This window comes from Streptomyces sp. NBC_00377 (assembly GCF_036075115.1).
In the GTDB taxonomy this organism is placed as follows: domain Bacteria; phylum Actinomycetota; class Actinomycetes; order Streptomycetales; family Streptomycetaceae; genus Streptomyces.
This window is the reverse complement of record NZ_CP107958.1, coordinates 3,109,635-3,124,338: the sequence shown is the minus strand read 5'-3', so window position 1 is coordinate 3,124,338 and position 14,704 is coordinate 3,109,635. Positions and strand designations below refer to the sequence as shown.

Here is a 14,704-nt window from a genome sequence, read left to right as displayed (position 1 = left end):
GGGGCGCCTGGCGTTGGTGCGGGCCTCGCCCTTTCCTGGACCTCACCTGCGGTGATGCCCCAAGATCCCGTCCACGCCTCGTCCACAGACGCCGACATACGGCCGCTCCGGGCTGCATCTGCCTGCACATACGCGAAGACCCCGGCCTCAGCGTTTCCGCTGGTGACGGGGTCTTTGGGCACCTGATCCAAGGTGCCCCCGGCAGGATTCGAACCTGCGCACACGGCTCCGGAGGCCGTTGCTCTATCCCCTGAGCTACGGGGGCGTGTCGGTCGGGAGGTGTTGCTCGCGGCGACGGGTAGAACACTACCAGCTCGCCCGGGGTGTTCATGAACGGGTTTCTGCGTGGTCGAGGGTGGGTGCGGAGTCGCCCGTACGGGTCGGGAGAGGTGTGCCGGTGTCCGCGCGTGGGTCGGGGGAGGGGGGTGGGGTGCTCGCCTGGGGTGGAAGTGGGGAAAACCCGGACGCGGTGGCCGGTCCGGACCTACTCTCGAGTTGTGCCGGGCGCGTCGGGTCGGGTGCTTGTTGTGGACGACAACAAGGTCATCCGGCAGCTGATCAGGGTCAATCTCGAGCTGGAGGGCATCGAGGTCGTGACCGCGTCCGATGGTGCCGAGTGTCTGGATGTCGTTCATCAGGTGCAGCCCGATCTCGTGACCCTCGATGTGGTCATGCCCCGTTTGGACGGCATGCGGACTGCCGCTCGGCTGCGCGCGGATCCGCGGACGCGTGATCTTCCCCTTGTGGTCATCAGCGCCTGTACGCAGTACGAGGTCGAGGCCGGGCTCGAGGTCGGCGTCGACGCATTCCTTGCCAAGCCCTTCGATCCCGCCGAACTCGTCTCCGTCGTTAGGGAGTTGCTGGAGCGCGGGGGAGCGGTGGACCGTGAGGGCGGGGGCGGGCTGGAGCTCGGGATGGGGCTCGGGGCTGTCGAGGTGGGGCGGACCGTCCTCGGAGTCGAAGAAGGCGTAGGGGTGGGGAAAGGCGGGGGGCCGATCGCCGGTCCTCGGGCCGATTAGAGCCGTCTCGCCATGGGTGCCGCTGGGGTTCTTCCGGCCGGCTGGCCCGCTGGGATCGAGGCGAGACTGCCGTCAGGTGTTCATGGGTTCGGCCGTTCAGCCGTTCAGTCGTAGAAGAAGAGTTCCAGATCCTCGATCGACCCTGGGCCGGTCAGGAAACCCTCTGCCCGGGCGATGTCGTTTTCCGGTGGGGTCCTGCCTTCTCGGAGCTGTGTCATCCATATCTCGCCCTGTTCGCCGATCGCATAGATTCCGGACAGCTTGGCGGCGGACCACCAGTCCCATGCGCCCTCCAGCCGGGCCGTGAACGTATCCATGCCGACAGGTTTCCATGGGCGTCGGCGTCGTCCCGGCGGCCCCCGGCGTCCTCCGGGCACCCTTCCGACGTCATCCTCAAGCCCGACGGAGCCCGACGGAGCCCGACGGAGCCTGACGGAGCCCGACGGAGCCCGACGGGGCCTGACGGGGCCTGACGGAGCCCGACGGGGCCTGACGGGGCCGACAGGGCCTGACGCGTTGCACGCCGTGCGACGCGTCCCTGGTGAGCGCTTCCCTCGGGACGTAACCCATCACCGCCTGTACGGGCCTCGCCCGGGTGTGGCCGGCAGTCGGCACTCCGCAGTCGGCGACCGTCGTCTCTGCGTACCCGACATCCCCGCCGCGCCCCCGACTCCCCGTCTCCCCGCCCTCCCCGCCTCTCCTCCCACCGTCCACATCCCGGACCCTTGGCAAACCGGGTCGCCTGCCCACCCCCCTCCTCCCCTAGGCTTGGGCCGTGACCCCTGTCGAGCTCTCCCGTACCGTGCTGCGCGCGGTGCGTCGTGCTGTCGACGACGGGGAGCTGCGGGTGGATGTGCCGGGGCGGGCCGTTGTCACCGCTCCGGGGCCCGGGGGGTGCGGGGACTACGCGACCAACATCGCCCTCCAGCTCGCGCGGCCGGCCGGGCAGCCCCCGAAGCGGGTCGCCGAGGTGCTGCGGCCGTATCTCCTCGGCGCCGTCGGCGTCAGCGAGGTCGTCGTCACCGGGCCCGGGTTCCTCAACATCAGCCTGCGGCGGGGTGAGGCCTCGGCCGGGCTCGTGCGGGAGATCCTGCGGAGCGGGGCGCGGTACGGGTACGCCGATCGTCCCACCGGGGAGGTCGTGCGGCTCCACGCCCCCCACGAGGTCCGTGCCGTCGTCTTCATGGATGCCGTGGCCCGTGTGCTGCGCTCCCAGGGAGTCCTGGTCCGCACCGGTTGCGCGGCGCGCCCCGAGCCGGAGTGGTCCGAGGTGCTCGGCGCCGAGGTCGACGTGTACGGCATGCCCGAGTCGTCCGCCCCTGTCGAGGTGGATGTGCGGCCCGTCCCCGCGGGTCCGGAGGACCCGGCCGCTCTCGGTCGCGACGCCGGTCGTTGGGCCCTGCTCCATCCCGCGGCTCATGACCGGCCCCGTATCACCGGCGAGCACCTCGCCCAGCGTGAGGGCAATCCGCTCTTCCGGGTCCGTTACGCCCATGCCCGTGCCCGGGCGCTCAGCCGCAACGCCGCCGATCTGGGATTCGACGCCCACCCCGGAGATCCCGGATTCCCCGCAGATCCCGGATTCCCCGGAGGTCTCGGCGAAACCGCATACCGTGATGAACGCGGAGACCCCGGGGATCCCGGGGAACCACGGGACACCAGAGCTGCGCAGGACCTGCGTGTGCTCGGGTTCGCTCTCGCCGACCATCCCCGCGTCCTGGCCGCGGCCGCGACGCATCGCGCTCCCGATCGGCTCGCCCGGCATCTTCTCGTCGTCGCCGATGCCGTGGCCCCTCTTTTTCCCACTGTCCTTCCCCGTGGTGAGGAGAAACCCTCGGCCGCCCACCGTGCCCGGCTCGCGCTTGCCGAAGCTGCCGGGGTGGTGCTGGCCGGCGGCCTGTCCCTGCTCGGCATCGACGCACCCGACCATCTCTGAGAGAGCACGCCCAAGATGAGCCGTTCCGCCCACCCCGCCGGGCCCCGCCACGCCGACGTCCTTCCGGAGGGGCACTACTCCGCCCCGCCCACCGATCTCAACGCCCTGCACCCGAAGGTCTGGGCGCACACCGTCACCCGCGACGCCGAAGGCGTGCTGACCGTGGGCGGTGTCGACGTCACCACCCTCGCCGAGCAGCACGGCACCCCGGCCTACATCCTCGACGAGGCCGACTTCCGGGACCGGGCCCGGGCCTGGCGTACCGCTTTCGGGGCCGACGCCGACGTGTTCTACGCGGGCAAGGCGTTCCTGTCCCGGGCCGTCGTGCGGTGGCTGCACGAGGAGGGGCTCAACCTCGACGTCTGCTCGGGCGGCGAGCTCGCCACCGCCCTCTCCGCCGGCATGCCCGCCGATCGCATCGCGTTCCACGGCAACAACAAGTCCGTCGACGAGATCCGCCGTGCCATCGACGCGGGGGTCGGGCGGATCGTCCTCGACTCCTTCCAGGAGATCGTGCGCGTCGCCCATGTCGCGCAGTCCCTCGGCAAGCGGCAGCGTGTGCAGATCCGTATCACCGTCGGCGTCGAGGCCCATACGCACGAGTTCATCGCGACCGCGCACGAGGACCAGAAGTTCGGGATTCCGCTCGCGGGCGGACAGGCGGCGGAAGCCGTCCGGCGGGCCCTTCAGCTCGACGGGCTGGAACTCATCGGACTGCACTCGCACATCGGGTCCCAGATCTTCGACATGTCCGGCTTCGAGGTCGCCGCCCACCGGGTGGTCGGGCTGCTCAAGGACATCCGTGACGAGCACGGCGTCGAGCTGCCCGAGATCGACCTCGGCGGTGGCCTCGGGATCGCGTACACCGGCGACGACGATCCGCGTGAGCCGCACGAGATCGCCAAGGCGCTCACCGAGATCGTCACCCGTGAGTGTGAGAGCGCCCGTCTGCGCACTCCCCGTATCTCCGTGGAGCCGGGGCGCGCGATCGTCGGGCCGACCGCCTTCACCCTCTACGAGGTCGGCACCATCAAGCCCCTCGACGGGCTGCGCACGTACGTCTCCGTCGACGGCGGGATGTCGGACAACATCCGCACCGCGCTGTACGACGCGGAGTACAGCGTCGCGCTGGTCTCCCGGACCTCCGAGGCCGCGCCGATGCTCGCCCGGGTCGTCGGCAAGCACTGCGAGAGCGGCGACATCGTCGTGAAGGACGCGTTCCTGCCCGCCGACCTGGCACCGGGTGACCTGATCGCCGTACCGGCCACGGGCGCGTACTGCCGGTCCATGGCCAGCAACTACAACCATGTGCTGCGGCCGCCCGTCGTCGCGGTGCGCGACGGGGAGTCGCGGGTCATCGTGCGGCGGGAGACCGAGGAGGATCTGCTGCGGCTCGACGTCGGCTGAGCGCAGGGGACGGAAGGACCGGAAAGAAGCGCCCGGGAATTGCCGGAAGAAGGGCGCCGGAAAGGGCGGTCGGAACGCCGGTGAAAGGGCCGACGGACCGCCGGCCGGCGATTGACGGGAGCCGGTGGAACAGGGTGCAAGATCTCCTGTCTGCCGCCCTCGCGAAAATGAAATAGATGTCTCACGATCCGGACCAGGGATAGAAACTCCGGTCCGGTGAGTGAGACTGGGGCAACCGGAAACATCCGTAGACGGTATGAGGAGACGAGGTCGGATGATGCGTACGCGTCCGCTGAAGGTGGCGCTGCTGGGCTGTGGAGTGGTCGGCTCAGAGGTGGCGCGCATCATGACGACGCACGCCGACGACCTGGCCGCGAGGATCGGGGCCCCCGTGGAACTGGCCGGGGTGGCGGTCCGGCGGCCGTCCCGGGTCCGGGAGGGCATCGACCCCGCCCTCGTCACCACCGACGCCACCGCCCTGGTCAAACGGGGTGACATCGACGTCGTCGTCGAGGTCATCGGAGGCATCGAGCCCGCTCGTACGCTCATCACCACCGCTTTCGAGCACGGCGCGTCCGTCGTGTCGGCGAACAAGGCGCTGCTCGCCCAGGACGGCGCCGCGCTGCACGCCGCCGCCGACGGACACGGCAAGGACCTCTACTACGAGGCTGCCGTCGCCGGCGCCATTCCGCTGATCCGGCCGCTCCGTGAGTCCCTCGCCGGGGACAAGGTCAACCGGGTGCTCGGGATCGTCAACGGCACCACGAACTTCATCCTCGACAAGATGGACTCCTCCGGCGCCGGATATCAGGAAGCCCTCGACGAGGCCACCGCCCTGGGGTACGCCGAGGCGGACCCCACCGCCGACGTCGAGGCCTTCGACGCGGCCGCCAAGGCCGCCATCCTCGCCGGGATCGCCTTCCACACACGCGTGCGCCTCGACGACGTCTACCGCGAGGGCATGACCGAGGTGACGGCGGCCGACTTCGGCTCCGCCAGGGAGATGGGCTGCACCATCAAACTGCTCGCCATCTGCGAGCGGGCGGCCGACGGGGGTTCCGTCACCGCGCGCGTGCACCCCGCGATGATTCCGCTGACCCACCCGCTCGCCTCGGTGCGCGGTGCCTACAACGCCGTCTTCGTGGAATCCGACGCGGCCGGGCAGCTCATGTTCTACGGTCCCGGCGCCGGTGGTGCTCCCACCGCCTCAGCCGTGCTCGGCGACCTCGTCGCCGTCTGCCGCAACCGGCTCAGCGGGGCAACGGGGCCCGGCGAGTCGGCGTATGCCGCCCTGCCGGTGTCGCCCATGGGCGACGTCGTCACGCGCTACCACATCAGCCTGGACGTCGCCGACAAACCGGGTGTTCTCGCCCAGGTGGCGACCGTGTTCGCCGAGCACGGGGTGTCCATCGATACGGTTCGCCAGCAAGGACGGCAGGACAGCGACGGCGAGGCCTCCCTCGTCGTCGTCACCCACCGCGCGTCCGACGCCTCCCTGACCGGGACCGTCGAGGCGCTGCGCAAGCTCGACACCGTGCGGGGTGTCGCCAGCATCATGCGGGTTGAAGGAGAGTAACCAGCAATGACCCACCAGTGGCGCGGAATCATCGAGGAGTACCGGGACCGACTGCCGGTATCCGACAGCACGCCGGTCGTGACGCTCCGTGAGGGCGGCACGCCCCTCGTGCCCGCGCAGGTGCTCTCCGAGCGCACGGGCTGCGAGGTCCACCTCAAGGTGGAGGGTGCCAACCCGACCGGGTCCTTCAAGGACCGCGGTATGACCATGGCCATCACCCGGGCGAAGGAGGAGGGCGCGCAGGCCGTCATCTGCGCCTCCACCGGCAACACGTCGGCCTCGGCCGCCGCCTACGCGGTGCGGGCGGGCATGGTCTCGGCCGTTCTCGTCCCGCAGGGCAAGATCGCGCTCGGCAAGATGGGCCAGGCCCTCATCCACGGCGCGAAGATCCTCCAGGTCGACGGCAACTTCGACGACTGCCTCACGCTGGCCCGTGCGCTGAGCGACAACTACCCGGTGGCGCTGGTCAATTCGGTGAACCCGGTCCGTATCGAGGGTCAGAAGACCGCCGCGTTCGAGATCGTCGACATGCTCGGCGACGCCCCCGACATCCACGTCCTGCCGGTCGGCAACGCGGGCAACATCACCGCGTACTGGAAGGGGTACCAGGAGTACGCCGCCGACAAGATCGCCCGGCGGACGCCCCGTATGTGGGGTTTCCAGGCGTCCGGCAGCGCTCCGATCGTGCGCGGTGAGGTCGTCAAGGACCCGTCGACGATCGCCACCGCGATCCGCATCGGCAACCCCGCCTCCTGGAAGTTCGCGCTGGCCGCGCAGGAGGAGTCCGGCGGCTTCATCGACGAGGTGACGGACCGTGAGATCCTGCGCGCCTACCGGCTGTTGGCCGCGCAGGAGGGCGTCTTCGTGGAGCCCGCGTCCGCCGCGTCCGTGGCCGGTCTGCTGAAGGCCGCCGAGCAGGGCAAGGTCGACCCGGGGCAGAAGATCGTGTGCACCGTGACCGGCAACGGCCTCAAGGACCCGGACTGGGCCGTCGCCGGCGCCCCGCAGCCCGTCACGGTCCCGGTCGACGCGGTGACGGCGGCCGAGCGCCTCGGCCTCGCGTAAAGGAGCCCGCGAGCCACTCGCGCGTCACCGGCGGGGTGCCCGCCGGCCGCGCCCCGGTGGCTCGCGGGCGGTGTGAAGGCGGCTCGCCGACGGTCCGCAGAGGGCTTTCCCGCACAGGGGTGCACAAGGGGCTTGCGACACGCATCGTGCGCCGCCTGTGCGCCCTATGTCGCCACAGAACCTTCCTTCGATAGGCTGTACCGAATCCGCCCGCCGCATATGCCGCAGTGGCGCGTTGTCGCCGCGTCGTCCCCGCGGACTCGAGGGTTCTCCCGCACAGGTCGCCCGTACATATCGAATGTCATTCGACAGTCCCGCAGCTCAAGGAGAGTCATCGCGAGATGGCCGGTCCCGCCTTCCGCGCCGCCCCCGTCCGGGTGCGCGTTCCCGCCACCAGTGCCAACCTCGGCCCGGGCTTCGACGCCTTCGGCCTCGCGCTGGGGCTCTACGACGACGTGGTCGTCCGGGTGGCCGACTCCGGGCTGCACATCGACATCGCGGGGGAGGGCAGCGAGACGCTGCCGCGCGACGAGAAGCACCTCCTGGTCCGCTCCCTGCGCACCGCCTTCGACGTCCTGGGCGGCCAGCCGCGCGGCCTGGAGATCGTCTGCGCCAACCGCATCCCGCACGGCCGCGGACTCGGCTCCTCCTCCGCCGCCATCTGCGCCGGGATCGTCGCCGCGCGCGCGGTGACCATAGGAGGGGAGAGCAGGCTCGACGACGCGGGCCTGCTCGAGCTCGCCACCGAGATCGAGGGCCACCCGGACAACGTGGCGGCCTGTCTGCTGGGCGGGTTCTCGCTGTCCTGGATGGAGGCCGGCGCCGCGCGGGCCATCAGGATGGAGCCCGCCGGTTCCATCGTTCCGGTGGTTTTCGTGCCCGGGAAGCCGGTTCTCACCGAGACCGCGCGCGGTCTGCTCCCGCGCTCCGTCCCGCACGTCGACGCAGCCGCCAACGCGGGCCGCGCCGCACTGCTCCTCGAGGCCCTCACCCGGCGACCCGAACTGCTGCTGCCCGCCACCGAGGACCGGCTGCACCAGGAGTACCGCGCGCCCGCCATGCCGGAGAGCGCGGCGCTGGTGGAGCGACTGCGCGCCGACGGCATTCCCGCCGTCATCTCGGGCGCCGGGCCCACCGTCATGGCGCTGGCCGACGCGGGCACGGCCGACAAGATCGAGGCCTCGGCCGGGGCGGACTGGGCCGCGAACCGCCTGGCCATGGACCTGAAGGGCGCGTGCGTACTGCCGCTCGCGCCCGCCGGTGAAGCTCATTCCGGCGACATTTAAGCGCGCGGTTGCCGGATTTCGAGAGGGGGAATGTTTGTTGGATCCGGTAGTGTTAACCTCAAGTCTGCACCCGACCCCACCATGGCGAGGTGCTTTGTGTCCCCCTTCGGGACAGACATTCTTCCGGGAGCTCCCCAAGCCGCACTGCGTTCCGTACGTCGTACCTGGGCAGTACGCAGTACAGCGACGCTGAGCGGTCCACAGATGGGGGTCCCCCCTCTGGGGGAGCTTCGGAATCGGTGCGACCACGCCACGTGACACTGAGTGTCACGGCTCGTCGCGGTAGCGCCATCACCAGCAAATACTCTTCCGCCGCTTTGGCGGACCACCGCCCCGGCTTCGCCACAGCAAGGACCGAAGCCGGACAGCACAAACGGTCGCCGAGCCAGACAGGCCGACGTCCGCTCCAGGGAAGGACCCTTCGTGAGCGACACCACCGATCTGATGGGCGCGCGTGTCGAGGAGACCGCTGCCGCGCCCGCCACGGACGCCTCCGCGCCTGCCACCGGTGCCGGCTCCCGGCGGCGCCGCGGTACCGGCCTCGAGGGCATGGTGCTGGCCGAGCTTCAGCAGGTCGCATCCGGCCTCGGCATCAGGGGCACCGCGCGTATGCGCAAGAGCCAGCTGATCGAGGTCATCAAGGAGGCCCAGGCGGGAGGCGGATCCGCCCCCAAGGCCGCCGCTCCGGCCGGCGACGTGGCCGAGGCCAAGCCCAAGCGCCGCGCCACCTCCAAGGCCCGTACCGGCGACGACACCGCCGAGAAGAAGGCCGTCGCCGTCAAGGCCGAGGCCCCCGCCGAGAAGGCCGTGGCCCAGCAGCAGATCGAGATCCCCGGCCAGCCGGCCGGCGGGAACGACGCGCCCGCCGAGCGCCGCCGTCGTCGCGCCACCTCCGAGGCGGGCAGCCCGGAGACGGTCGTCGCCGAGGCGAAGGCCGCTCCGAAGACCGAGACGGCCGCGCCGGCGCAGACCGAAACCCAGGCGCAGCCGCAGGGCGACGCCAGGGGCGAAGCCGACGGCGCCGAGGGCCGCCGCCGCGACCGCCGTGAGCGCGGCCGCGACCGTGGTGAGCGCGGTGACCGTGGTGACCGTGGTGACCGCGGTGACCGTCGCAAGGGCGACGACCAGCAGGGTGGCCAGCAGCAGGGTCAGCAGCAGCGCGGCGGCCAGCAGCAGGGCCAGCAGCAGAGCGGTGGCCGCCAGGACCGCCAGCAGCGCGACAACGGCCCGCAGGACGACGACGAGTTCGGCGACGGCCGGCGTGGCCGTCGCGGCCGTTACCGCGATCGCCGTGGCCGTCGCGGGCGTGACGAGATCGGCGCCGCCGAGCCGCAGGTCGCCGACGACGACGTCCTGATCCCCGTCGCGGGCATCCTGGACATCCTCGACAACTACGCCTTCATCCGTACGTCGGGTTACCTGCCGGGCCCCAACGACGTGTACGTCTCGCTCGCCCAGGTCCGCAAGAACGGCCTGCGCAAGGGCGACCACGTCACCGGCGCGGTCCGTCAGCCCAAGGACGGCGAGCGTCGCGAGAAGTTCAACGCGCTGGTCCGTCTTGACTCCACCAACGGCATGGCGCCCGACTCCGGGCGCGGGCGACCGGAGTTCAACAAGCTGACCCCGCTCTACCCGCAGGACCGCCTCCGTCTGGAGACGGACCCGGGCGTGCTGACGACCCGCATCATCGACCTCGTGTCGCCGATCGGCAAGGGCCAGCGCGGTCTGATCGTGGCCCCGCCGAAGACCGGCAAGACCATGATCATGCAGGCGATCGCCAACGCGATCACGCACAACAACCCCGAGTGCCACCTGATGGTCGTCCTGGTGGACGAGCGTCCGGAAGAGGTCACCGACATGCAGCGGTCGGTCAAGGGCGAGGTCATCTCCTCGACCTTCGACCGTCCGGCCGAGGACCACACCACGGTCGCCGAGCTCGCCATCGAGCGCGCAAAGCGTCTGGTGGAGCTGGGTCACGACGTCGTCGTGCTGCTCGACTCGATCACGCGTCTGGGCCGTGCGTACAACCTCGCCGCCCCGGCCTCCGGCCGCATCCTGTCCGGTGGTGTCGACTCGACCGCCCTGTACCCCCCGAAGCGTTTCTTCGGTGCGGCCCGCAACATCGAGGACGGCGGCTCGCTGACCATCCTCGCCACCGCCCTGGTGGACACCGGGTCCCGCATGGACGAGGTGATCTTCGAGGAGTTCAAGGGCACCGGCAACATGGAGCTCAAGCTCGACCGCAAGCTCGCCGACAAGCGCATCTTCCCGGCGGTGGACGTGGACGCGTCCGGCACCCGTAAGGAAGAGATCCTGCTCGGCAACGAGGAGCTGGCCGTCACCTGGAAGCTGCGCCGGGTGCTGCACGCGCTCGACCAGCAGCAGGCGATCGAGCTGCTGCTCGACAAGATGAAGCAGACGAAGTCGAACGGCGAGTTCCTGATGCAGATCCAGAAGACGACGCCGTCGACGGGCAACAACGACTAGAGGTCCTGACCGACTGTTGTCGAAGAGGTACGAAGTCCGCCCCGTTATGCAAGTGACGGGGCGGACTTCTGCGCTGTAAGCTCGCCGAGTCGTTGTGGGGGGGAACGCGTTTTCTAATGCGCCCACCGAGTGTTGCGGGCTGCCTTCAGCCGTTCCGCACCCGTGGGTCTTTCTCTCTCCTTCGAGCGCCCTTAGCCCGGCGACGCATTCGTGCGGACATGTGCGTGCGACGCCGTACTGTCCTTCGACAGGAGATCTGAGTGACATCAACTTCTCGAAGAGCTCGCAGAGTTCTTCCCGCGGCAGCCGCCGCATTCGCGCTGGGAAGCGCGGTCCTGACAGCCACGCCGGCCGTGGCGTCCGGCGTGGCTCCGCTCCCGGCACCACAGGCCGCCAAGGAGCTGCCCAGCCCCTCCAAGAGTGAACTGCTCGACCGTGTCGAGGGTGCCCAGACCGCGCTCGGCGACGAAGCCGCAGCGGGGTCGCCGACGGAGCCCGGAGCCACTCCGAGCCCCAAGGCGTCGTCCTCCCGGGTCGACCCGAAGATCATCGGCGGTCAGGACGCGACGCTCGCCGAGGCGCCGTGGATGGTGCAGCTGCACTACTACGACGACAAGGGCACCGCGGACACCTCCGACGACGAGGGCTACTTCTGCGGCGGCACCCTGGTGGCGCCCGCGAAGGTCCTCACCGCCGCGCACTGCGTCGACGGCCTGGACTGGGCGAAGCACGGCGCGATCGTCGCCGGCACCACCCAGCTCCCGGACGGCGACGACGTGCACGGCGGCCAGGTCCGCGGCATCTGGCGTCAGTGGGTCAACCCCACGTACCGCGCGACGGCCAGCGGCACCGCCGCGGGCGGCGACTTCGCGGTGCTGACGCTGACCGAGGCGCTGCCGTACAAGACGCTCCAGGTCACGTCGAGCTCCGACACCGTGTCCTACAACGCCAACACGCCGGCGCAGGTCTTCGGCTGGGGGCGCACCAGCTCCACCAGCCAGGACATCTCCCTGACGCTGAAGAAGGCGACCGTCCCCATGCGGGCGGACTCCAGCTGCTCGGCGTACTACGGCACCGACTTCGTCGCGGGGCAGATGGCCTGCGCCGGCAACCCGGCCTCCGGCCAGGACGCCGGCACGGTCGCGTCGTGCAACGGTGACTCCGGCGGCCCGCTCGTGGTCAACGGGCGGATAGCCGGTGTGGTGTCGTGGGGCGCCGTGGACTGCGTCGAGGCGGGCTCCTACAGCGTCTACGCCAAGACGCGCTCCTACGTCGGTGCGATCAACGCGCGCATCGACGACAGCGACCTCGACTTCGACGGCCGGGCGGACCTGTTCGCCCGTACGTCCGGCGGTACGGCCTACGAGTACTACTCCCTCGGCAGGTCGCCGTGGCTGGGTGGCCGGGTCTCGCTCGGCGACTGGGGCGGGGTCAACCTGGTCCGCCAGGCCGACCTGAACCGGGACTTCTACCAGGACTACCTGTTCCGCACCCTGGACGGCGTCCTGTACTGGTTCGCGTTCAACGGTGTCGACAGCTTCGAGGAGCACCGCGTCGGCAGCGGCTGGAACGCGATGAAGAACCTCCTGATCCCCGGCGACCTCAGCGGGGACGCACTGCCCGACCTGCTCGCGCAGGACAAGACCGGCGTCCTGTGGGTCTACCCGGGCAAGGGCAACGGGACCTTCGGTTCCCGCCTCAAGGTCGGCAGCGGCTGGGGCGTGATGACCATCACGGGCCAGGGCGACTACACCAACGACGGCAAGGCCGATCTGATCGCGCGGGACAGCTCCGGCGTGCTCTGGCTGTACCCCGGCCGCGGTGTCGCCTCGGCGCCCTTCGGCGCCCGGGTCAAGGTCGGCACGGGCTGGAACTACAACGCCTACACCGCCAGCGGTGACGTCAGCGGTGACGGCAAGGCTGACCTGCTCGTTCGGGACACCTCGGGCGTCATGTGGCTCTACCAGGGCCGCGGTGTCGCCTCGGCTCCGTTCAGTGCGCGCGTCAAGGTCGGCACCGGCTGGGGAGCCTTCAACCTCTTCGGCTGAGCCGTGCTCGTGCGCCGCTCGCGGCGCTCTCGGGGCCACCTCCGTTCTCACGGGGGTGGCCCTTCGCGCGTGTAGGACGCGGCGGCCGGGACATACGGCGGTGTGCAACCCTGTCCCGAGTTTCCCCGTCTGACCTGTCGGAGTGACGATGGTGAGGTCGAACGAGAACAGAGGAGCACATGTCCGCCGAGAGCACACCGGAGCCCGGCACACCGGGTGAGGCCGGCACAACGAGCGGCGCGGCCGACAGCGGCCCGCGTCGCCACCGAAGGCAGCGCGGCCGCAGCAAGGGGGTGCTGATCGCCGCGTGGACCGCAGCGGGCGTCGTCGTGCTGGGCGGCACCGGGGTCGGCTACCTCTACTTCAAGCTCAACGGCAACATCAAGAGCGTCGACATCGACCAGGCCCTGGGCACCGACCGGCCCACGAAGGTCGACAACGGCTCCGAGAACATCCTCGTCCTCGGCTCGGACACCCGCTCCGGCGCCAACAAGAAGCTCGGCGGCGGCACGGACGACGGCAGCGCCCGCTCCGACACCGCGATGGTCATCCACGTGTACAAGGGCCACAAGAAGGCCAGCGTGGTCTCCATACCCCGCGACACGCTGATAGACCGCCCCGCCTGCACCGACACGAGCGGCGTCACGCACGACGCCGCCTCCGGCGTGATGTTCAATTCCGCGTACTCGACGGGTGGCGCCACCTGCGCGGTGAAGACGGTCGAGTCGATCAGCGGCATCCGTATGGACCACTACCTGGAAGTGGACTTCTCCGGCTTCGAGAAGCTCATCGACGAACTCGGCGGCGTCCGGGTCACCACGAGCAAGGCCATCGACGACCCCGACAGCCATCTGAACCTCAAGGCCGGCACCCACACGCTCACCGGGGCGCAGGCCCTCGGCCTGGTCCGCACCCGGCACGGCGTCGGCGACGGCTCCGACCTCGGCCGCATCCAGCTCCAGCAGGCCTTCATCAAGGCCCTGGTCGACCAGGTGAAGCACATCGGCCTGTTCAGCGACGGCACGAAGCTGTACAACCTCGCCAACACCGCCACGAAGGCCGTCACGCCCGACTCCGGCCTCGCCTCGCTGAACTCCCTCATGTCCTTCGCGAACGGCCTCAAGGGCATCGGCTCCGCCAACATGAGCATGGTCACGATGCCGGTCCGGTACGACCCGTCCAACCCCAACCGGGTCGTCGTCGCCGAGGCCAAGGCCAAGCAGGTGTGGGCGGCCCTGAAGAACGACCGGCCCATCCCGAAGGCCGCCACCGAGGGCACCGCCACGGGCGAGGCCGCGGGAGTCGTGTCGTCGTCCTGACGTCCTGACGTCCTGACGTGCGGATGCCGCCGTCGCGAGGCAGCCCCGAGGCCGTGGCCGGGCCGTTCCGAGGCCGTGGTGGGGCTGTCCCGAGAGGCTCAGCGCACGCCGGGGAATAGATCCCCCCGCCCCCCGGTTTTGGGGGATGCGGCCAGTCCTGGCAGACTGGTACGTCGGCTCCGGTTCACGTTTGCCGTATCCCGCGGCAGCGACCCGGCGCCCTCCCGAAACTAGGAGACACCTTGAAGCGCGACATTCACCCCGAGTACGTCGAGACGCAGGTCAGCTGCACCTGTGGCGCCTCGTTCACCACGCGTAGCACGATCGAGAGCGGTTCCATCCGCGCCGACGTCTGCTCCGAGTGCCACCCGTTCTACACGGGCAAGCAGAAGATCCTCGACACCGGTGGCCGTGTGGCCCGCTTCGAGGCCCGCTTCGGCAAGGCTGCCGCCGGCTCCAAGAAGTAGCGAGCCCCTCTTCGCCGGTCCACGGCAGTGTCCCCGCCCAGGGGCACGCCGGGACCGGCGTTTTTGGTCGCCCGCCCTTCCCCCACGTTCGTCA

At 70.3% G+C, this 14,704-nt stretch carries 11 protein-coding genes and 1 tRNA gene; 10 read left to right on the top strand and 2 right to left on the bottom strand.

Translation table 11 applies throughout. The features are described 5' to 3' along the window. Positions 1–193 precede the first annotated feature (193 nt). Positions 194–265 (bottom strand) — tRNA-Arg (locus OHS71_RS13950). Between the two features lie 262 nt (positions 266–527). On the opposite strand from OHS71_RS13950, the gene OHS71_RS13945 reads away from it, so the two are divergent. Further along, positions 528–1,019 carry a response regulator gene (locus OHS71_RS13945; protein ID WP_443046938.1) on the top strand — a complete coding sequence of 164 codons (492 nt, stop codon included), beginning with the start codon at positions 528–530 and terminating at the stop codon, positions 1,017–1,019. 104 nt (positions 1,020–1,123) lie between these two features. Here OHS71_RS13945 and OHS71_RS13940 read toward each other — a convergent pair whose 3' ends face one another. Next, positions 1,124–1,336, bottom strand: coding sequence for a hypothetical protein (locus OHS71_RS13940; protein ID WP_328479699.1), 213 nt, complete (start codon positions 1,334–1,336; stop codon positions 1,124–1,126). 458 nt (positions 1,337–1,794) lie between these two features. Between OHS71_RS13940 and nrtL the strand changes: the two genes are divergently transcribed. The 9 genes from nrtL (at position 1,795) to rpmE (ending at position 14,610) form a co-directional block, all read left to right on the top strand. Beyond that, positions 1,795–2,955 carry an ArgS-related anticodon-binding protein NrtL gene (nrtL, locus tag OHS71_RS13935; RefSeq protein ID WP_328479698.1) on the top strand — a complete coding sequence of 387 codons (1,161 nt, stop codon included), beginning with the start codon at positions 1,795–1,797 and terminating at the stop codon, positions 2,953–2,955. A 15-nt stretch (positions 2,956–2,970) separates the two neighbouring features. Next, positions 2,971–4,362 carry a diaminopimelate decarboxylase gene (lysA, locus tag OHS71_RS13930; RefSeq protein WP_328479697.1) on the top strand — a complete coding sequence of 464 codons (1,392 nt, stop codon included), beginning with the start codon at positions 2,971–2,973 and terminating at the stop codon, positions 4,360–4,362. A 277-nt stretch (positions 4,363–4,639) separates the two neighbouring features. Further along, positions 4,640–5,938 carry a homoserine dehydrogenase gene (locus tag OHS71_RS13925; protein WP_328484504.1) on the top strand — a complete coding sequence of 433 codons (1,299 nt, stop codon included), beginning with the start codon at positions 4,640–4,642 and terminating at the stop codon, positions 5,936–5,938. Between the two features lie 6 nt (positions 5,939–5,944). Beyond that, positions 5,945–7,003 carry a threonine synthase gene (gene thrC / locus OHS71_RS13920; RefSeq protein WP_328479696.1) on the top strand — a complete coding sequence of 353 codons (1,059 nt, stop codon included), beginning with the start codon at positions 5,945–5,947 and terminating at the stop codon, positions 7,001–7,003. 341 nt (positions 7,004–7,344) lie between these two features. Next, on the top strand, positions 7,345–8,289 hold the full coding sequence (gene thrB / locus OHS71_RS13915) for a homoserine kinase (protein WP_328479695.1): 945 nt from the start codon (positions 7,345–7,347) through the stop codon (positions 8,287–8,289). Positions 8,290–8,712: 423 nt separating this feature from the next. After that, the gene (rho, locus tag OHS71_RS13910; RefSeq protein WP_328479694.1) at positions 8,713–10,776 is read left to right on the top strand and encodes a transcription termination factor Rho; all 2,064 of its coding nucleotides are present in this window, start codon (positions 8,713–8,715) and stop codon (positions 10,774–10,776) included. A gap of 365 nt (positions 10,777–11,141) precedes the next feature. Beyond that, entirely contained in the window at positions 11,142–12,824 is a 1,683-nt protein-coding gene (locus tag OHS71_RS13905) for a trypsin-like serine protease (protein ID WP_328479693.1), read from the top strand. Between the two features lie 179 nt (positions 12,825–13,003). Beyond that, complete coding sequence (locus OHS71_RS13900; protein WP_328479692.1) at positions 13,004–14,143, top strand: LCP family protein; 1,140 nt, start codon at positions 13,004–13,006, stop codon at positions 14,141–14,143. 242 nt (positions 14,144–14,385) lie between these two features. Then, positions 14,386–14,610 carry a 50S ribosomal protein L31 gene (rpmE, locus tag OHS71_RS13895; RefSeq protein ID WP_189919687.1) on the top strand — a complete coding sequence of 75 codons (225 nt, stop codon included), beginning with the start codon at positions 14,386–14,388 and terminating at the stop codon, positions 14,608–14,610. The last annotated feature ends 94 nt before the right edge of the window (positions 14,611–14,704 follow it).